General features: G+C 45.3%; 19 protein-coding genes. 10 read left to right on the top strand and 9 right to left on the bottom strand.

The annotated features are described in order from the left end of the window. Positions 1-217: 217 nt before the first annotated feature. Positions 218-1,822 carry an amidase gene (locus FXO21_RS17275; RefSeq protein ID WP_149641245.1) on the top strand — a complete coding sequence of 535 codons (1,605 nt, stop codon included), beginning with the start codon at positions 218-220 and terminating at the stop codon, positions 1,820-1,822. 71 nt (positions 1,823-1,893) lie between these two features. After that, on the top strand, positions 1,894-3,603 hold the full coding sequence (locus tag FXO21_RS17270; protein WP_149641244.1) for a hypothetical protein: 1,710 nt from the start codon (positions 1,894-1,896) through the stop codon (positions 3,601-3,603). An 18-nt stretch (positions 3,604-3,621) separates the two neighbouring features. On the opposite strand, the gene FXO21_RS17265 is transcribed toward FXO21_RS17270, so the two are convergent. Continuing rightward, complete coding sequence (locus tag FXO21_RS17265) at positions 3,622-4,407, bottom strand: alpha/beta hydrolase (RefSeq protein ID WP_149641243.1); 786 nt, start codon at positions 4,405-4,407, stop codon at positions 3,622-3,624. Positions 4,408-4,508: 101 nt separating this feature from the next. After that, the gene (locus FXO21_RS17260) at positions 4,509-5,096 is read right to left on the bottom strand and encodes a Crp/Fnr family transcriptional regulator (protein WP_149641242.1); all 588 of its coding nucleotides are present in this window, start codon (positions 5,094-5,096) and stop codon (positions 4,509-4,511) included. A 172-nt stretch (positions 5,097-5,268) separates the two neighbouring features. On the opposite strand from FXO21_RS17260, the gene FXO21_RS17255 reads away from it, so the two are divergent. From FXO21_RS17255 to FXO21_RS29140, 3 genes are read left to right on the top strand one after another with little or no spacing between them, the layout of a single operon-like run. Then, a complete protein-coding gene (locus tag FXO21_RS17255; RefSeq protein WP_149641241.1) occupies positions 5,269-6,522 on the top strand; it encodes an asparagine synthetase B in 1,254 nt (417 codons plus the stop codon). Between the two features lie 54 nt (positions 6,523-6,576). Continuing rightward, positions 6,577-6,894 carry a Uma2 family endonuclease gene (locus FXO21_RS29145; protein WP_310586913.1) on the top strand — a complete coding sequence of 106 codons (318 nt, stop codon included), beginning with the start codon at positions 6,577-6,579 and terminating at the stop codon, positions 6,892-6,894. Next, entirely contained in the window at positions 6,794-7,171 is a 378-nt protein-coding gene (locus FXO21_RS29140; RefSeq protein WP_310586912.1) for a Uma2 family endonuclease, read from the top strand. The genes FXO21_RS29145 and FXO21_RS29140 overlap by 101 nt, the downstream gene beginning before the upstream one ends. A gap of 3 nt (positions 7,172-7,174) precedes the next feature. Here FXO21_RS29140 and lpxB read toward each other — a convergent pair whose 3' ends face one another. Next, a complete protein-coding gene (lpxB, locus tag FXO21_RS17245; RefSeq protein WP_149641240.1) occupies positions 7,175-8,281 on the bottom strand; it encodes a lipid-A-disaccharide synthase in 1,107 nt (368 codons plus the stop codon). Between the two features lie 40 nt (positions 8,282-8,321). After that, on the bottom strand, positions 8,322-8,741 hold the full coding sequence (locus FXO21_RS17240; RefSeq protein WP_149641239.1) for a 6-pyruvoyl trahydropterin synthase family protein: 420 nt from the start codon (positions 8,739-8,741) through the stop codon (positions 8,322-8,324). 112 nt (positions 8,742-8,853) lie between these two features. Between FXO21_RS17240 and rfaD the strand changes: the two genes are divergently transcribed. From rfaD to FXO21_RS17225, 3 genes are all read left to right on the top strand, one after another. Next, positions 8,854-9,819: an ADP-glyceromanno-heptose 6-epimerase gene (gene rfaD / locus FXO21_RS17235; protein ID WP_149641238.1), complete on the top strand. Its 966-nt coding sequence runs from the start codon at positions 8,854-8,856 to the stop codon at positions 9,817-9,819. 106 nt (positions 9,820-9,925) lie between these two features. After that, on the top strand, positions 9,926-11,371 hold the full coding sequence (sufB, locus tag FXO21_RS17230; protein ID WP_149641237.1) for a Fe-S cluster assembly protein SufB: 1,446 nt from the start codon (positions 9,926-9,928) through the stop codon (positions 11,369-11,371). A gap of 109 nt (positions 11,372-11,480) precedes the next feature. After that, on the top strand, positions 11,481-13,751 hold the full coding sequence (locus tag FXO21_RS17225; protein ID WP_149641236.1) for a cation:proton antiporter domain-containing protein: 2,271 nt from the start codon (positions 11,481-11,483) through the stop codon (positions 13,749-13,751). Here the strand turns inward: FXO21_RS17225 and FXO21_RS17220 are convergent. Next, positions 13,741-14,634: a 1-aminocyclopropane-1-carboxylate deaminase/D-cysteine desulfhydrase gene (locus FXO21_RS17220; RefSeq protein ID WP_149641235.1), complete on the bottom strand. Its 894-nt coding sequence runs from the start codon at positions 14,632-14,634 to the stop codon at positions 13,741-13,743. The two genes, FXO21_RS17225 and FXO21_RS17220, sit on opposite strands and share 11 nt — an antisense overlap. 39 nt (positions 14,635-14,673) lie before the next feature. Between FXO21_RS17220 and FXO21_RS17215 the strand changes: the two genes are divergently transcribed. Together FXO21_RS17215 and FXO21_RS17210 are read left to right on the top strand one after the other, a co-directional pair. After that, positions 14,674-15,702, top strand: coding sequence for an RluA family pseudouridine synthase (locus FXO21_RS17215; RefSeq protein WP_149641234.1), 1,029 nt, complete (start codon positions 14,674-14,676; stop codon positions 15,700-15,702). A gap of 52 nt (positions 15,703-15,754) precedes the next feature. Then, entirely contained in the window at positions 15,755-16,198 is a 444-nt protein-coding gene (locus tag FXO21_RS17210) for a GNAT family N-acetyltransferase (RefSeq protein ID WP_149641233.1), read from the top strand. Positions 16,199-16,228: 30 nt separating this feature from the next. Here FXO21_RS17210 and trmD read toward each other — a convergent pair whose 3' ends face one another. The 4 genes from trmD to FXO21_RS17190 all read right to left on the bottom strand — a co-directional run bounded on the left by trmD (position 16,229) and on the right by FXO21_RS17190 (position 19,768). Further along, the gene (trmD, locus tag FXO21_RS17205) at positions 16,229-16,903 is read right to left on the bottom strand and encodes a tRNA (guanosine(37)-N1)-methyltransferase TrmD (RefSeq protein ID WP_149643529.1); all 675 of its coding nucleotides are present in this window, start codon (positions 16,901-16,903) and stop codon (positions 16,229-16,231) included. After that, positions 16,893-17,456 carry a ribosome maturation factor RimM gene (rimM, locus tag FXO21_RS17200; RefSeq protein ID WP_149641232.1) on the bottom strand — a complete coding sequence of 188 codons (564 nt, stop codon included), beginning with the start codon at positions 17,454-17,456 and terminating at the stop codon, positions 16,893-16,895. The genes trmD and rimM overlap by 11 nt, the downstream gene beginning before the upstream one ends. Positions 17,457-17,541: 85 nt before the next feature. Beyond that, on the bottom strand, positions 17,542-18,123 hold the full coding sequence (locus tag FXO21_RS17195; RefSeq protein ID WP_149641231.1) for a 30S ribosomal protein S16: 582 nt from the start codon (positions 18,121-18,123) through the stop codon (positions 17,542-17,544). A gap of 136 nt (positions 18,124-18,259) precedes the next feature. Beyond that, entirely contained in the window at positions 18,260-19,768 is a 1,509-nt protein-coding gene (locus FXO21_RS17190) for an OmpA family protein (protein ID WP_149641230.1), read from the bottom strand. Positions 19,769-19,807: the final 39 nt, after the last annotated feature.

The raw sequence follows: 19,807 nt of genomic DNA, 5'->3' as shown, positions 1-19,807 counted from the left end.
TTTAAGAAGATTCTAATAAGTAATTTGAGCAAATACGTCAACTAGTAGCATAAATTTTACAAGATGTAGTACAAATGCCCGTGAAGGATAATACAAGATTTGCTTAAATGCGGTTTGGCCGACGCCGGTGTCGCCCGTGTCGAATTGGCTCTCTGATTAGCATTGTCCGGCCCCTTAAACTTCTATATTGCATCCATACTAATTTTGCATCCCCGTCATGAAGAGGAGAACCTTTGTCAATTTGGCATCCGCAGCCGGAATAGCCGCAATTTCCATGTCCTTCATAGAATGCACCCCTAGGGAGCAGGAAACAGAAGAGGATAAGTCGCGATCGGCCCTGGAAGAAATGACAGTAGCCGAAATGCAAAAGCGCATGAAGGAGGGAAAGCTTACTGCCCGGAAGCTGACCCAATTCTACCTTGACCAGATTAAAACCATCGATGAGAATGGCCCGGCATTGAAAGCGGTCATTGAGCTGAATCCCGACGCACTAGCCATCGCTGACGCTATGGACCGCGACCGTAAAGCCGGAAAAATCCGCGGAATCATGCACGGCATTCCGGTGCTTATCAAGGACAATATCGATACTGCAGACAAAATGCAGACTACTGCCGGCTCCCTGGCTTTGAATGGGCATATTGCCCCTGCCGACGCCTTCATCGTGAAAAGACTGCGGGATGCCGGGGCGGTTATACTCGGTAAGACTAATTTGAGCGAATGGGCCAACTTCCGTTCTTCCCGATCATCCAGCGGGTGGAGCAGCAGGGGCGGACAAACAAAAAACCCTTATGTTACCGACCGGTCGCCATGTGGATCAAGCTCGGGCTCAGGTGTGGCCGTCGCTGCCAATCTTTGTGCAGTTGCGGTAGGTACCGAAACCAATGGTTCTATTGCATGCCCCGCATCTATGAACGGCGTGGTAGGAATCAAACCGACAGTGGGGCTGGTAAGCCGGTCAGGCATCATTCCTATATCGAAAACCCAGGATACCGCCGGCCCCTTTGGCCGGACTGTAAGCGACGCGGCTGCATTACTTGGCACGCTCGCAGGCACCGACCCGGCAGACCCGGGAAGGTACAAGACAGAAAACTCCTTACCTGCCGATTATACCGTATTTCTTAATGCTGACGGGTTAAAAGGAAAAAGGATCGGTGTGGAGAAATCATTCTTGGACAGACACGAAGGTGTTGATAATTTGATAAAAAATGCGCTGGACCATTTGCGAAGCCAGGGAGCAATTATTGTGGAGATTGATTTCATGAAATCGCAGGAGGTGGACGGCGCCGAATCTGCTTTACTGCAATTTGAATTCAAAGACGGTATCAATAAGTACCTCACCGCTTCCAATGCAAATGTCAAATCACTGGAAGCACTTATCGAATTTAATAAGGCAAACGAAGCGGAAGTGATGCCCTTTTTCAAACAGGAGCTGTTTGAAAATTCCCAGGCCAGGGGCGGTCTCGACACTAAGGAGTATAAGGCTGCGCTTCAAAAGATCAATAAGGTCGCCGATTTGCTTGACCGCGAGTTTGAAAATAATAAGCTGGATGCGCTTTGCGGACCTGCCACAGGTGCGGCCTGGTGCATTGATCCCGTTAATGGCGATTTCTGGACAGGTTACGGTTCCTACGGACCAGCCGCTATCTCCGGGTTCCCTTCTATCACTGTTCCAATGGGTAATCTGAATGATCTTCCGGTCGGCTTATCATTTATTGGCAAACCATTTGGTGAACCGGAACTGATCGGCATCGCATATGCTTATGAACAGGTTTCGAAGCATCGGGTGGCACCGAAATTTCTTCCGACAGTCGGCAAAAGCTGACAATTGTACACACTTTGATAGTAGCAGTTTAACTGAATGTTCTTTTATCCAGAATAGAATCAATCATTTTCATGGATAGAAGAAAGTTTGTCAAAAATAGTGCGCTTGCTATTTGTTCCATGCCGGTAGTCGCCCCGGCGTTAATTTCATTAAAAAATACAGTCGATAAAATGCCCGCCTGGCTGCTGGCTATGGTTGCGCAAACTGATAAAAGCATTGAGTCCCTGCTTGCTTATCAGGTCAGAGATAAAAATAGTAGTGACCTGGGCGGGCTCAGGGATGGGTTTGACCTGCTGAATCCGCACAGTACCTCGGCCCTGATCCAATATGGCGCTTCCGGCCTTTTTTCACCGGCTTCAAAATACTACAGATCGACCGAGCTGCTGGAAAGTATGAATCTGGCTGCACTGTACCTGATTAAAACGCAGCATGAAGACGGAACGATTGATCTGCTTTCCACCAACTTTCACTCTACACCGGACACTGGGTTTTTGGTCAAAAGGCTCACGATGTCTTATGCATTGATGAAAAATTCGGGCACTCCCGGTGTGGAGAAGGTACTGGATAATCTCAAGACATTCCTGATACGTGGCGGAAATGCATTAAGCGTAGGCGGTATCCATACACCGAATCACCGCTGGGTAGTTTCGGCTGCATTGACCAAACTAAACGAACTCTGGCCAAATCCAAAGTATGTAGCGCGCATCGAACAATGGCTGGGCGAACATATAGATATAGATGCAGATGGTCAGTTCAATGAAAAAAGCACATTCATTTATTCATCACTTAGCGACAGACTGTTGATTACCATCGCGAAGGGCATGAAAAAACCTGAGCTGCTGGATAATGTGCGCAAAAACCTGAATATGACGATGTACTACGTGCATCCGAATGGTGAAGTGGTCACAGATGCTTCCGGCAGACAGGACAAGGCGATCATTGGCACCATGGAAAACTATTACTATCCGTACCGTTACCTCGCTATAAAAGACAACAACCCGCAATACGCTGCCATGTGCAGAATGATCGAGAAAACCGCAGGGCCTAAGACAGGATCTTTCATCGACTACTTTCTGACCGACCCTTCGCTTTGGGTTGAGCTGCCTGCCGAAAAGCCATTTCCGGTGAGTTATGTAAAAACATTTCCCAATTCCGGACTGGTAAGGATCAGGAGAAATAACCGTGATAGCACGCTGATCGCGAACAATCCCGTGTTTTTTACTTTTATGAAAGGAAATGCAGTATTGCAGGGGATAAGGTTCGCGTCTTCTTTTTTTGGAAAAGGCCAATTTCAAACAGAAAAAATCAATCAGAATGGAGATAAGTGGGAATTGATCCAAAAGCTCGACGGCCCCTATTTCCAGCCTTACCCGAAAGAATCCATTGCTCCCGACGGCGACTGGGAGAAAATGCCAAAGACTTATCGCCCGCAAAGTGAAATCCAGCTTCTGGAAACCAAAGTGACTATTATGGAAACGGCCGACGGAATGGCGATAGAGATCACCACCAACGGAACCGAGCGCGTGCCAGCCGCGCTTGAACTGATATTCCGGCCGGGCGGAGAACTGAAAGGAGTAACTAAAATTGAAAACACGAAAGATTCCTGGCTTCTCAAGGAAGGCACAGGAACCTATCAGTTCAACGACGACACCATTTCTTTTGGCCCGGGAATGGCTTTGCACAAAAACATTGCATTGAGGGGAGCATTGCCTATAATGGAAGCTCCAACTGTTTTTATAACCGGTTTTACACCTTTCAGGCACGTAATCCGGTTTCAATAAAGCGACGGGCTTCGTAAGCTAGTTTCGATCCAGCCATTCCAGGATGTAATCTGCATCTTCTTTCCAGGTAGGTAACCCGAGTACAAAATGGTTGCGGCCTGAAAATTCTTTGTATTCCAATACGGAGCCGTTTTGTTTGTAAGCTTTGAAATTTCGGTTGTTCAGATGGGCAGGAATGATATTGTCCTTATCGCCCGATGTCAGCAGCAGGGGCACGTGCGGTTTTGCGAAATCTACTTTTGCCGCAGCACTTAATCCGCCCCTGGCCACCGTTTTTGATTCAGGAATTGTATTTTCTTCGTAAGTCTTTTTCTGTTCTTCCAGGGTCATTCCGTTGGTGAAAGCATACTGCCAGTCTGAGAGCGACATTAAGTATGTTTTTTTGAGGGAAGTAAATAACCCTAATGCCTTCCAGCCTGCTCTCAAAAACGAGAATTCGTACGGAAAAACACCCTGAGGAGGTACTGAATGAATTGCTACTCCGGCGGCGCCCAAACCCCTGTTTATCAAGACCTGCGTGATCAGACCACCCAGTGAATGCCCTACAATAATTGGTTTTTCAGGCAGGCTTTTGATAAAATCCGCATAATGATCGATCAGCTCCGAAAGTGTAAGTGCCGCCAGATCTGTGTCATTTGGCTGTCTTTTTCTGAGCTCCGCTGCTGGCGCATCTTTGTGGGGCCAGGCTGGGGCGTAGGTAATATATCCTTTACTTTCAAAATACGTTTTCCATTCGTCCCAACCACTGTTACTAACAAATGCGCCTGTTACGAATACGACTGTTTTTGTGCTACTGGTTTTCATGATTTCTATCCGTTTTATACTGATTTTGAACTGCTTAATGTTTTGAACAAGACAAAATTCAGCACTGGGACGGACAATAATTTTAACCTGGGTTAAAATCGTCATTTACCTGTCATTCTTTTTCGGATCCTGCTGAGAGAAGGCCCCTGAATGCCCAGGTAGGAAGCAATATGGTACAGCGGAACACTATTAAATATATCAGGGTGACTGGAAATAAGGTCTAAATAACGCTGCTCCGGGGTAAGGAACATGAATGCCTCGGCTCTGGTCATCGCGATATTAAACGCAGTCTCAGCCACCAGTCGCCCGAAACGTTCCCATTGATGAGACTGTTGATAAAGCTGTGTGAGCTGATTGATATGGATATAAACAATGCTGGAATCGACCAGTGATTGCGTGTAATAGTTGCAGGGAGTCTGGGTAACAAAGCTTTTGTAAGAAACGACTACCTGGTTCTTTGAAAAGAAGAATACATTTTTTTCCTCGGCGGTTTCATCATTCACATAATAGGTCCTGAAAACACCATCTACGATAAACCCAAGGTGTTTACAAACGTTCTTGTATTCATTGTAAAACTCACCCTTGCCATATTCCCTCTTCTGCCAGTAAGGCAGCGACAATGCAAATTCCTTTTCGTCGATCCCTGCGAAGGATTTCAATGCAAGACCCAATGATTCGATTTCCGACATATTGTTTTAAGGATGGAGGACATAACCTCAGTTTCTTTTTATTACGAAAGCTGTTATACAATACAAATAACTACTAAAAACCTGAAAGCCAGTTACGTTATCTGACTAATATTAGTTAAATTTGATTACCTCCCTGCCTGCTTAAAGTTCCGGATTCAAAACGTCTGTCACAATGTTGAAAAAGACTTATATCCTACTTCTGGTCCTTTTTACTCACGTTTCCCTGGCCAATCAGCTGCTGATCCCGATGGACAAGTCGCAGACCAACCACCTGAAAGCTTACGGCCTCGCTTACATTTTGTTAAAAGGTGATATTGACGTGGACTGGCTGCTCAATTATCGTGGCGGCAGCTTTAAGGTGCAATACAGCAAATCAATCGAGAATGAATGCAAACTGCGTGCGATTTCCTACGAGATCATTTCGGAGGCTGCCAATGCGCAGCTGGTCAGCGATATCAGTAATCCGAATATAAATATGGATGTGGTCAAATTGCATAAGGCTGCCAAAATCGCGGTCTATTCTCCTGTTAAAATCAGCCCCTCCGAGTTTGAAAATACCGACGCCGTACTTCTGGTATTAAAGTATGCCGAAATACCCTTTGATATCATTTACGACGAAGAAATCCTGAAAGGTGAGCTGCCGAAATACGACTGGCTGCATTTACATCACGAAGATTTCACAGGACAATTTGGTAAAAACCTGCGGCGCACTTCGCAAGAGGACATCAAGGCGCAGGAAGCAATTGCAAACCGGTTCGGCTATACGAAAGTGCCACAAATGAAACTGGCAGTCGCCAAAGCAATCAAGGAATTCTGTGCAGGCGGGGGCTTTCTTTTTGCAATGTGCTCAGGCGCCGAAACTTTCGATATTGCGCTGGCGGCAGAAGGTATTGATATTGTAGATAACCTCGACGGCGACGGTATCGATCCGGATGCGCAATCCAAACTGGATTTCGAAAAGACCTTTGCATTCTATAACTTCAAGTTACAGCTCGACGAATATGAGGGGATGAATTTCTCCGATATTAATTCGTCAGCGGGGAGATATCGCGGCTGGGGTGAAAGCGACGTCTACTTTTCGCTTTTTGATTTCTCGGCCAAATGGGACGTGATCCCTGCCATGCTGGTCCAGAACCACGAAAATCTGATCCGGGAATTCTTTGGACAAACCACCGCATTTTCAAAATACACCGTCAAACCCAGCTCGCTCGTCATGGGAACCAGCAATTCATCTGACCGCTACATTTACGGAGAGCTCGGCCGCGGGCAGTGGACATTCTACGGTGGACACGACCCGGAAGGGCGCGGAGGTGGAGGCAGAAGAATGCCCACAGATCTGAATCTTTACCCCAACTCGCCGGGTTACCGCCTGATTTTGAACAACATCCTTTTTCCTTCGGCGAGAAAGAAGAAAAGGAAAACGTGAATGTTATCAATTCGGTTTTGAAGGATTTGACTAGATTTGTTGAAACAACATACTATGCGAGCGACGATCACAGACATCAATCAGCTGGATCTTAATGGAACCTACACTTACGGCGACTATTTGCTCTGGCGTTTTGAAGAGCGTTTGGAGCTGATTAAAGGCAAGATTTTCAAAATGCCACCCGCCCCCAACAGAAGACATCAAACAATTCTTGGACATCTTCATTTACCAATCGGCTCATTTTTCAAAAATCACTATTGTCAGGTTTTTCTTGCACCATTCGACGTTCGCCTTCCAAAAAAAAATCAAAAATACTTCGGACGGGAAAATATACACCGTCGTACAGCCCGACCTTTGTATAATTTGCGATGAGTCCAAATTAGACGACCGCGGCTGCATCGGGGCACCAGACCTGATTGTTGAAATCCTTTCTCCGGGCAATTCCCGAAAGGAAATGGACAACAAATTCGAGCTTTATGAAGAATGCGGCGTGCGTGAATACTGGCTGGTAGAGCCTGCGGAGAATGCCGTTTTCGTTTATGTATTAAATGAAATAGGGCAGTACGTTGGATTGAAACCCGCTGTAAACACCCTGACTTCCACGATTTTCCCGGATCTTAAAATTGATCTGGAGGAGATATTTGGCTGACACTTATATATACCCAACAATGAGCTTGCCGGCATATTCCGAAGCGCCAGGCCCTCCTACCAGCTCTTTCAAATGCGAGTAGTTTTGAAGCTGGACTTTATGTTTTATCCCTCCCGGGAGTATCGACCGCAGCTCTTCTACGAGCATCTTTTCATTCAAATCGCCCTGAATAAGCTCCCTTACCACTTCTTTTTCCATGATCAGGTTAACCAGGGAAATAAAGGGAACCTTGATCAGCCTCTTCGCGATCGCGTAAGAAAAGCCGCTGGTTTTGTAACACACTACCTCGGGTACCTGAAAAAGGGCGGTTTCTAATGTAGCTGTGCCGGAAGTAACCAATGCAGCAGCAGCTACATGCAGCAGATCGTAAGTACTTTCATACACAACCACCGATTTCCCTGAAATATCCGCCCTGGCGTAAAGCGACTCGGACAGGTTTTTTACACCAGCTATTACGAATTGATATTCCGGAAAATGCGGCTGGGCTTTGAGCATAATGTCCAGCATGCTCACAATCTCCTGCCGCCGGCTGCCGGGCAATAATGCAATGATCGGCTTATGTTCGTCGAGGTTATTCTTTTTTCTGAAATCTGGATCGGGTTTGAAGCTGCTGATCGCATCCATCAGCGGGTTGCCCACGTAATCTACTTTGTAATCAAATTTTTTATAAAAATCGACTTCGAATGGGAAGATCACGAACATATGATCCACGTTTTGCTTGATCTTCCAGGCTCGCTTTTGGTTCCAGGCCCATACTTTCGGCGAGATATAGTAGAAGACTTTGATTCCTTTTTTCTTAGCAAAAGCTGCAATGCGAAGATTAAAGCCGGGATAATCGATCAGTACCAGCGCGTCGGGCTGGTAATTGATAATATCAGCTTTGCATTTTTTCAAAAAACCGGAAATCCTGTGAATGTTCATCGCCACTTCCAGGAAACCCATGAAAGCAGTGTCTTTGTAATGGGTAACGAGATCCAGCCCTTCCGCCGACATCAAATCACCTCCCCAGCCACGAAAAACGGCATTTTCATCGTTTGCCTTAATTCCTTTTATCAGATTGGAACCGTGCAGATCGCCCGATCGCTCGCCGGCAATGAGGTAGTATTTCATTCAGGTTTTAGCGGTTAGCTTTTAGCTATTCCCTTTACGATTATTCTCCGTAATACTCCACGAAGTTCTTGGGGGTCTCGATCAGTTTTATGTAGTGCAGCTTCGAGTTGGGGGATGCGTTTTGAATGGCCGGGGCCAGTATATTCCAGATTTCAAGTACGAATATCTCGCAGGAAGCCATTTTACCTGCCATAAAATCGACGTCGAGATTCAGGTTCTTATGGTCTACTTTGTCTACGATTTTTTCCCTGATAATATCCCCCAGCACTTTTAGGTCGATGACGAACCCGGTATCGGGGTCGGGTTTGCCTTTTACAGTGACAATCAGCTCAAAATTGTGCCCGTGCCAATTATTATTTGCACAGGGACCAAAAACTTCCTGGTTCTTCTCTTCTGACCATGCCGGATTAAAAAGCCGGTGAGCTGCGTTGAAATGCTCTTTTCTGGTTACGTAAATCATAAAACTTCTTTGCACTTGGGAAATCGGATGCAAAATTACATTTTGTATCCGTAGTTTTGCAGTTCAACAAGCGTATCAGTAAAAAGAATCCTTTTAACCATATATTCTTCCCATGATTATCGTAACAGGTGCGGCCGGATTTATCGGCAGCGGATTGATCAGCCGCCTCAATCAGGACGGATTTCAGAACATTATAGCAGTAGATGATTTTTCAAAAATCGAAAAAGCTGACAACCTGGAAGGTAAGACCATCAAGGAGAAGGTAGAGAGAGATGCGTTATTTGAATGGATAGACGCGAACAGCCGGGATATCGAATTTATTTTCCACATCGGCGCCCGAACTGATACGACGGAATTTGACAAAGAGATATTCGACGAGCTGAATGTAAACTACTCGAAATCAATCTGGGAGAAATGTGTCGCCTACCAGATTCCGCTGGTATATGCTTCGTCGGCTGCTACTTACGGGTTGGGGGAAAATGGTTATGACGACAATGAATCTACATTGAATCAACTAAAACCTTTGAACCCTTACGGAGATTCAAAGAATGAATTTGATATCTGGGCACTGGAACAGGAAAAGAAACCTTTCTTCTGGGTTGGGCTTAAATTTTTCAATGTTTACGGACCAAATGAGTACCATAAGGGAAGAATGGCTTCTGTCATTTTTCATGCATTCAATCAGATCAAAAAAACAGAGAAGATGAAGTTGTTCCGGTCGCATAATCCGGAATACAAGGATGGAGAGCAAATGCGTGATTTTATCTATGTGAAAGACCTGATAGACGTCTGCATTTTCTTTATGCACCATCGTAAAGATTCGGGAATATATAACCTGGGAAGCGGGCAGGCACGTACATTCAAAGACCTCGTGACCAATACCTTTGTGGCAATGAGCAAAACTCCGGACATCTCGTATATAGATACACCGGAGGATATTCGGGACAAATACCAGTACTTCACAGAAGCCAATATGAGCAAGCTGCGATCCATTGGTTACAACCGTCCTTTCAGCACTTTGGAAGAAGGTGTTTCCGATTATGTGAAGAATTATCTGTCATCCGGGAGCTACCTTTAGGCCATTAAAGTCGACATTTTTGCGTATTTTTGACCTCTGCATTAAACTCAATGACGTTTCTCTGTGTTAACATAATTACCAGGCAAAGCGTGATAAATTAAAGACTATGAGCAAAGAAGAAGAATTGTTGGAGGAAATCACCAGTTCGGAATATAAATACGGATTTGTAACTGATATTGAAGCGGATGAAGCCCCTCCCGGGCTGAGCGATGATATTGTCAGGTTCATCTCCGCTAAAAAGAACGAACCTGAATGGATGCTCGAATGGCGCTTGAAAGCATATCATCACTGGCTCGGTATGAAAGAGCCTGAATGGCCAAATGTACATTACCCCGAGATCAATTTCCAGGCTATCAAATATTATTCAGCGCCCAAGAAAAAGAAGGCGGTCGAAAGTATTGAAGATATAGACCCCGAGCTGCGTAATACATTTGAAAGACTGGGTATTTCTCTGAATGAGCAGAAAAGAATTTCGGGTATTGCGGTAGACGCGGTAATGGATTCGGAATCTGTGTTCACTACTTTCAAAGGGACACTTAAAGAAAAAGGGATCATTTTTTGCTCTATCAGCGAGGCGATCCGCGAGCATCCGGATCTGGTTAAAAAATACCTAGGCTCGGTGGTACCTCCGCGCGATAATTACTATGCAGCATTGAACTCGGCGGTTTTTTCCGACGGATCATTTGTATATATCCCGAAAGGCGTTCGCTGCCCCATGGAGCTTTCCACCTATTTCCGTATCAATGCGGCAGGTACAGGCCAGTTTGAGCGTACATTGATAATTGGTGATGAAGACAGCCACGTCAGTTACCTTGAAGGTTGCACTGCCCCAATGCGTGATGAAAACCAGCTGCACGCTGCGGTAGTAGAGATTTTCGCACACGAAAATGCGAATGTGAAGTACTCCACCGTTCAAAACTGGTACCCTGGTGACAAGGACGGGAAAGGCGGTATTTACAACTTTGTAACCAAGCGCGGCCTCTGCGACGGTCGTGGATCTAAAATCTCCTGGACACAGGTTGAAACCGGCTCCGCTATTACCTGGAAATATCCTTCTGTGATCCTGAAAGGTGATAATTCAATCGGTGAATTCTATTCAGTTGCTGTAACCAACAATATGCAGCAGGCTGATACGGGTACCAAGATGATCCACGTTGGTAAAAACACCAAAAGCCGTATTGTTTCCAAAGGTATCTCGGCCGGAAAAAGCCAGAATTCATACCGCGGGTTGGTGCAGGTTTTCAAAAGAGCCGACAAGGCGCGTAACTTCTCCCAATGTGATTCACTTTTGTTGGGAGATAAATGCGGCGCCCATACTTTTCCTTACATCGAAGTCAATAACCCTTCGGCAACAGTAGAGCACGAAGCGACGACTTCAAAAATCGGCGAGGACATACTTTTCTACTGTAATCAACGGGGTATTCCCACTGAACAAGCTGTTGCATTGATCGTAAATGGCTATGCAAAAGAAGTCCTGAACCAGCTCCCGATGGAGTTTGCGGTAGAAGCTCAAAAACTACTGGAAATCAGTCTGGAAGGAAGCGTGGGCTGATCACGATGCCCTAAAATTTGCGATTTTATAGACAAAAAGCCTTTGATTAATCATAGGCTTTTTGTATTTTATTGACCTTTCTGATACAATACATCAACAATACCTTTACATGACGCATGTTCCGCAACTGATCGTAGACCTTTCTTTAATACTCACGATGGCGGGTATCATTACCCTCATTTTCAAGAAATTGAAACAGCCAATCGTGTTGGGTTATATTTTGGCCGGATTACTTGTTGGTCCTAATTTCCACCTCTTCCCTACCATCACCGACATCAAAACCATTGAGATCTGGGCTGAGATCGGAGTGATCTTTTTGCTATTCAATCTGGGCTTGGAGTTTAGTTTTAAAAAGCTTGTCAAAGTCGGAAATACCGCCGCGATTACCGGGCTTTTTGAAGTAACGATGATGCTGATCACCGGTTTTGTCACTGGCCAGCTGATGGGATGGAGCAAAACGGATAGCCTTTTCCTGGGAGGTATTATCGCAATATCCTCTACCACGATCATATTCAGGGCTTTTGATGAGCTCGGTATCAAAACCCAGAAATTCACCCGGGTCGTATTAGGCATTCTCGTCATCGAAGATCTCACGGCAGTTTTGCTGATGGTATTACTTTCCACATTGTCAATCAGTCAGCAATTTGCTGGTTTCGAGCTGCTGCAATCCATATTGAAACTATTCTTCTTCCTGACGATCTGGTTTTTGGGCGGAATTTTCGTATTCCCTACGCTACTAAGGCGCTACCGGAATCTGATGAATGACGAAAGTGTTTTAATCACCTCCGTGGCGCTTTGCTTTGGGATGGTATTTCTGGTCACTCAAGCGGGATTTTCTGCCGCACTGGGCGCTTTTATAATGGGTTCAATTTTGGCTGAAACTACGCATGCTGAAAAAATAGAGCATTTGCTGAAACCGCTGAAAGATCTTTTCGGCGCTGTCTTCTTCATTTCTGTGGGTATGCTGATCAACCCGGGATTGCTGGTTCAATATGCTGTGCCCACAATGATTCTGGTATTCGTAGTGATTTTGGGAAAAACCATGTTTGTCACAATGGGAGCTGTTATATCGGGGCAGCCTCTAAAAAAATCAATGCAATCCGGCATGAGCCTTTCGCAGATTGGTGAATTCTCCTTCATTATCGCCACACTAGGTGTTTCTCTCAATGTAACGAGCGATTTCCTCTACCCCATTGCAGTCGGCGTTTCGGTAATAACAACATTCACAACGCCTTACATGATGAAGGCATCGGAGCCTTTTTACAATTGGTTTGAAAAAAAGTTGCCCGAAAAATGGAGGCATTACCTCAACCGTTACAGCACAAGCACTGAAACTATTACGCAAACAACCCAGTGGCAGGAGATCCTGAAATCGTACGCGCAGACTGTTGTACTGAATTCGGTTGTCGTAATCGGGATTATTTTGGCCGCTTCCCGGCAACTTGCTGATCAGCTGCACAGGGTTGTGCCGGAAAACTATGTTACGAACTCAGTATTATTCGGCATTACCTTTCTGCTGATCTCTCCGTTCCTCTGGGCGCTTATTTTTAAGAGATCCAATCGAAAAGCCTATTCGGCCATTTGGCTTAGCCGCAAATTCAGTCGCGGCCCGTTGCTGCTGCTGGAACTGTCACGTGTCCTGGTTGCGATCTTATTGATGGGCTTTTTGCTCAGCTCCTTTTTTGCGACGCCCACAGCACTGGCCGTCGCCGCAGGTATTATGCTGCTGGGTTTTGCGATCTTTTACAGAAGGCTACAATTGTTTTACAGCAAGATCGAAGATCGTTTTTTACAAAATCTGAATGCCCGGCAACTGGAAGGAAGTGGAAAATCCAAAAGGATCTTACTTCCGTGGGACGCACATTTTGCTTTCCTGGAAGTTAGTGCCGACTCAAATCTGATCGGCAAAACGTTGCAGGAGCTGAAAATCCGGGAGAATTTCGGTATTAATGTCGTGCTGATCGAGCGGGGAAGCAAAACAATTTATTTACCCAAGCCAACAGAAGTACTGTACCCCTGCGACCGCATTGAGGTAATCGGGACCGATGACCAGCTGGACATATTCCGTGGACATGTGGAAATCAGTACCAGCGGTGACGTGTATATGGCGCATGAAGATACGATCGTATTGGAGCGGATTGAGGTTAAAAATGAATACAATATCAGGGGCAAGAACATCAGAAACAGCGGTATACGTGAAAAAACGCACGGTATGATCGTCGGATTGGAACGAAATGGGGAGCGCATTCTTAATCCCGACTCTTCTATGATCATCGAAAACCAGGATGTCCTCTGGATTGCGGGAGACCGAGATCTGATCAAAGAATTTATTAATACAAAAAGCAGCAACGAAGAGACGATATCGCAGGTTATTTCCTGACGAGACCTTGCAGGCCGCCGGTATGAACGGCGACAATAATAGCATTTCTCGAAAAATAGCCTTTTTTAATCAGGTCGAAGACGCCGTAAAGCATTTTACCCGTATATACCTGCTCCAGTTGAATATCAAACCTGTTTTTGAAATCATCTATAAAGTCTAAAAGTCCGGCATTCCATTTCGCATAACCACCGAAATGGTAAGAAGTCTGCAAATCCAGTATTCCCGGATTCTGGTAGTCTTGAATAAGCCCGTCGATTTCATCTTTCAAAAAACCACCACCTTTCAATGCTGAGAAAGCCACTACATTCGCGCCTGTACACAAAATTCCAGCTGCAGTTCCACCGGTACCCGCCGCCACGCAATAATAATCGGGCACAATCCCCAATTGGTTTTTCACCTCGGTAGTTAGTTCACTCACGCCGGGAAGCGCCAGTACGGAAGTTCCACCCTCCGGTATCAGATAGGGATAATCAAATTGCTGACTTAAGCTTGACTGATATTCTTCGGACTGTCGCAATTTGTATTCCTCGCGCGTGACAAAATGCAGTTCCATTCCTTTTTGCCTGCAAAACTGCAAAGTTGCACTTTCTTCTACCGGCCTCTCTCCCCTCACTATCCCTATCGCCTTTATATCCAGTTCACTACAGGCCGATGCCAGGGCATACAAGTGATTGGAGTAAGCACCGCCAAATGTAAGAACCCTGTCGATTTCGAGCTGCTTAACCTCTTTAAGAACATATTTAAGCTTACGCCATTTATTCCCTGAAACTTCCGGGTGAATGAGGTCATCTCGCTTGACAAATAGGCGCACTGCGGCTTTTTCACATAATTCATTATGCAGTTCCTGCAAAGGCGTCGGAGGCGAATGACTTAGTAAGTCCACTAATTTTGATATTTTTGTTTCCGTTCAATTTAAATAGAAATGTCCGAAGACCTTATTGAAGTTACGTCAGATGAAGACGATCTGTTTGAGCATTACCGGATTGTGGCCGACAAAGGTCAGGGTTTGATCAGGCTTGATAAATATTTGAACCTTCATGTGGCCAATGCATCGAGGACAAAAATACAAAACGGAATCGAGGCAGAGGCGGTCAGGGTAAATGGTCTTCCTACCAAAGCCAGTTACAAAGTAAAGCCGCTGGATATAATCACACTTTCGCTGCCGCAACCTCCGCGTGATACCGAAATTCTCCCTGAAAACATTCCGCTTGATATTGTTTACGAAGATGATGCGCTATTGATCGTCAATAAGCCAACCGGCATGGTTGTGCACCCAGCATACGGAAACTGGACAGGCACTTTGATCAATGGTCTGGTCTATCATTTCCAACAACTCCCTACGGGCCGTAACGGCGAAGGAAGGCCAGGACTTGTTCACCGAATCGATAAGGACACCTCTGGACTGCTGGTAATAGCGAAAACCGAATTTGCTATGTCCTTTTTGGCCAAACAATTTTCCGATCACACCATTGAACGAACCTATTATGCGCTGATCTGGGGAGAACCTAAGGAAGCAGAAGGAACGATCATAGGTCATATCGGGCGAAGTATCCGCGACAGACGAGTAATGGATATGTTCCCTGACGGCAGCTATGGGAAGCATGCAGTTACGCATTATCAGGTCATTAAAAATCTGCGTTATGTTTCGCTTATCAAATGCAATCTCGAAACGGGACGAACTCATCAGATAAGGGTTCACATGAAACACCTTGGCCACCCAATTTTCAACGATACAACTTATGGTGGAGATAAGATATTACGCAGTGTATCGAGCGGAAAATATAAAGACATGGTAGAAAGCTGCTTCGGCCTGCTACCAGGTCAGGCATTGCATGCAAAGTCACTGGGTTTTATTCACCCTACATCCCGGGAGTGGGTACAGTTTGATACCGAGCTACCTGAAAACTTTCAGGCAATTATCGAAAAATGGGAAAACTATTTAAACTACTAGTGGCAACAGGTATATTTTAGATTTAAGGTTGCTTTTAAGAAAAAACATCAGCATGACAATTTTAACCAGACAGGGAAAAGCAGAGGATATTCCGGCGATTTTTGAATTAGTAAAAGAATTGGCTATCTACGAGAGAGCGCTCAACCAGGTATCCAATAACGTGGAAAAAATGACGCGCGATTACCACGAAAAACTGTATGATTTTTTCGTAGCGGAATCCGATTCAAAGATCATCGGCCTTTCGCTCTACTATTTCCGGTATTCAACCTGGAAAGGAAAGCGGCTGTATATGGAGGATATCATCGTAACCGAATCCATGCGCGGAAATGGTATTGGAAAGATACTGTTTGATGCAACAGTGACCGCAGCGAAGGAAACCGGATGCACGGGAATGCTTTGGCAGGTTTTGGACTGGAATACTTCTGCGGTGGGCTTTTACCGCAAGTACGGCACCAACTTTGACAACGAATGGATTAATTGCAGCCTTGATTTTTAAGGGCCTGAGATTGACTTGTCCGAACAGATTCTACTTTAATAAATCGGGGCGCCGCTCCTTTGTCCTCTTAATAGCCTGCTCATAACGCCACTCCTCGATTTTAGCTTCGTGCCCGGACATGAGAATATCCGGCACTTTGTTGCCTTCGTAATCGGCTGGTCTGGTGTAAACCGGTGGGGCAAGCAGATTGTCCTGAAAAGAATCCGTCAGTGCGGAAGTTTCGTCATTTAAAACGCCAGGTAAGAGTCTGATAATCGCATCGGCCAGAACAGCCGCAGCGAGCTCTCCCCCGGAAAGTACGTAATCACCTATACTTATCTCTTTTGTGACAAACAGGTCTCTGACGCGTTGGTCAACTCCTTTATAATGGCCACACAACAAAATCAGATTACCTTTTAAGGATAACTGATTTACGGTTCGCTGCTGCAAAAGCTCGCCGTCCGGAGTCAGGTAAATAATCTCGTCGTAATCCCGCTCCTCCTGCAAAGACCTGATACATCTGGCAATCGGCTCAATCTGCATGACCATTCCGGCGCCTCCTCCAAATGCATAATCATCAATCGTGCGATGTTTGTTTGTCGAATAGTCCCGGATATCATGCACATTGACACTTACAAACCCACCCTGCTGTGCGCGCTTCAAAATAGAATGCGCAAAAAAGCTATCGAGCAGGCTTGGAACACAGGTTAATATATCAATCCGCATCATCCGGTGTATTTGCTGCTGAATCTTTGTCAAGATAAACATCCAGTAATCCCTCTGGCAGGTTTACAATAAGCTGTTGCTTTTCCTTATCGGCTTTCAAAACGATCTCAACAGCAGTTGGGATGAGTATTTCAGAACCCTGGTAATCCATTGCAATCAGATCCTGCCCATTCAGTGTATACACATCCCGAACAACACCCAGCGCGCCGGACGTTTGATCCACTACGGTAAAGCCCTTTATTTCGTGATAATAAAAATCCTCGTTACCAAGCTCTTCCAGGTCTTCCAGGGGAAGATAAAGCGAACTTCCTACAAGCGCCTGCGCTTTTGCCATTGAATCTACATCTTCGAAAGAAACAATGGCATTACTTTGCTTTTGAAGATTAATATCCTGAATAAAATATGGAACCAAATCTCCTTTGATTTCCACATAAACAGATTCCAGCCCATCATAATCATCCGGATAATCCACATCCAGATAAATTACCACATTGCCGGCCGTCCCGTGTGTTCTGACAATATATCCCAGTAAAAAACAATTATCCTGCGTCATGGATAATAAAAATTAGGATGAATATAAAAAAGTATGAGTCTGCACGGCATTACCGACAGACCCATAAAAAGTATTGAAGCAATAATTATTCCGCAGATTCTTCCTGAGTTGTAGCAGCAGGTGCCTCTGTTTCAGTTTCAGTTGCGTCAGAAACTCCTTCTGCAACTTCGTCCTGCACTTCTTCAACTTCTGTAACCGGCTCTGCTGGAGGCGCATTTTTCTTAGCAATCGCTTCTGCGCGAGTTTGGCTCACTTTACGTTCTGCATCCAGTTTCGCTTGCTTGTCAGCATCCTTTTTCTGCGTTAGGGTGTCAGCCGCAGTCGCTTTACGATCTGCTTTCGATCCTTTCCAATCTTCGAAACGTGTATCTGCAACTTCCTGTGTGATTGCACCTTTCAACACACCTACCTGCAAGTGCTTGCGCAATAAAACGCCTTCATGTTGCAAGATAGAACGCGCCGTATCAGTTGGCTGAGCCCCTTTCAAAAGCCAGTCAACTGCCTTATCCGATTCCAAAACGATGGAAGCAGGATTTGTACCTGGGTTGTAGATCCCCAATTTTTCGATGAAGCGACCATCACGTGGTGCTCTGGCATCTGCGACTACGATATCATAAATCGCTTTCTTTTTGCGTCCACGACGCGCTAACCTGATTTTAACTGCCATTATGAATTTGTTATAGCGGGAACTCGTCCCTGGATTAAACAGGGTGCAAAGGTAAGAAATTATCTCTGTTTATAAATATGGAGGCATAAAAAAAGGGAAGACATTGCTGTCTTCCCTTTTCAGTCTTTTGTTCAAATTATCTGCGGAAACCGGCAGGATAAGTTGAGCGGATTGAGTTGTTTGGCAAAATCTTGATCTCAACGCGACGGTTGGACTGCAGACCTTCAACCGTTGTATTCTCTGCGATCGGGCGGTACTCACCGTAGTATTCAGCAATGATACGGCTTGGATCTGTTAAACCGGCACGGATAAGGAATCTCTTAGCGGCATCAACCCTGCGGCGGGAAAGTGATACGTTGTAGCTGTCAGAAGCACGGGCATCTGTGTGACCTACCAGAACGATGCGGCAGTTGGTACGCATGTTCAGCAATTCAACCACTTTGCTCAAAGTTTCTTTCGAAGGATTACGGATTATTGCTTTGTCAGTATCAAATTCGATGTTGCTGAACAATGCTTCGCATTCGTCTTTCGGAAGGTTATTTTTGATAGCGTCTCTGATGATTTTATCAATATCGAGTGCAACACCACCACCTGAAACAATGCTACCGGCTGGTGTATTAGGTTCTTTGTCGAACAAATCTGCAACACCGTCGCCATCAGTATCAGTATAAAGACGTGGATCAACCGGCTTAGGCATATTTGCTTTTGCAATTGAATCCGCATCGTCCATAGTTGGATTGTAAGGTACCGGTATCAATTGCTTTGGATTAGCCCAACGAAGGTGGTAACGTCCGCTTGCAGCGTCATATTTACCGTCTTTTGCTCTCACTGCATTTTTACCTAGTTTGTAAGTCAAAGCAAGTGAAAGCATTCCGTAAGCGTCATTTCTAGAATCTCCCTTTGCAAATGTCCAGATACCCTGTTGTGAGTCATAGTCGCTCAACCCACCAACTGTTGCATCCATTTTCTCTGTATTTACAAAGTTATGTGTGTAATCCAAACCAAGGTCGAATCTTGGAGATAGCTCATAGTGCAATGTAAAACCAGCTGGAACTACCCATTCACGTGTATAAACTGAACCATTACGCTCCCATTTTCCCGCTGTTTTAGAGCTCTCGCCTGTATTAGTCGAGAAGTTGTCAGCCTGGCCAGTGTTCACATCTCTCCAATCGATATCAGTATGGTAGTAGATAATACCTGCTCCAAGGTGCGCATCAAACTTCCATCTGCGCAGCTTGTTGTAACCTAAAAGCAGACGGTTCAGATTCATTGTTCCATCCAATGTCACCTGAACAAAAGATGGACTATTGAAAGTGGCGCTATAAGTTCTGTCCGTCAGAGAGCTCTTGTGATTATCTTTCGCTCCCTGCAGGCGTCCATTATAACCCACAAGTTGAACACCAAAGATGGGCGACAACTGCTTGTTAATGGAAAGGCCCCAGCCTGCGGTGAATTCCTCTCTGTCCCCGCGCCTGAAGCCACTGTATTGCGATAAATCTCCGAAGAATTTTGTAATCCCCCCGTATCCGGTAATGGACCAGGTATTCATTTTGTTGGGTCCGTCATACGTTCGATTTTGGGCAGACGTATCCAAACTCAGCAGGGACAAACAAAGTAAAGCAACGTAAAGATTCTTTTTCTTCATGGGAAACACGCGTTATGTGATTCAATATTGCACTATAAA

Source organism: Dyadobacter sp. UC 10 (assembly GCF_008369915.1).
Lineage (GTDB): Bacteria > Bacteroidota > Bacteroidia > Cytophagales > Spirosomataceae > Dyadobacter.
This window is presented reverse-complemented; position numbering and strand designations above follow the sequence as displayed.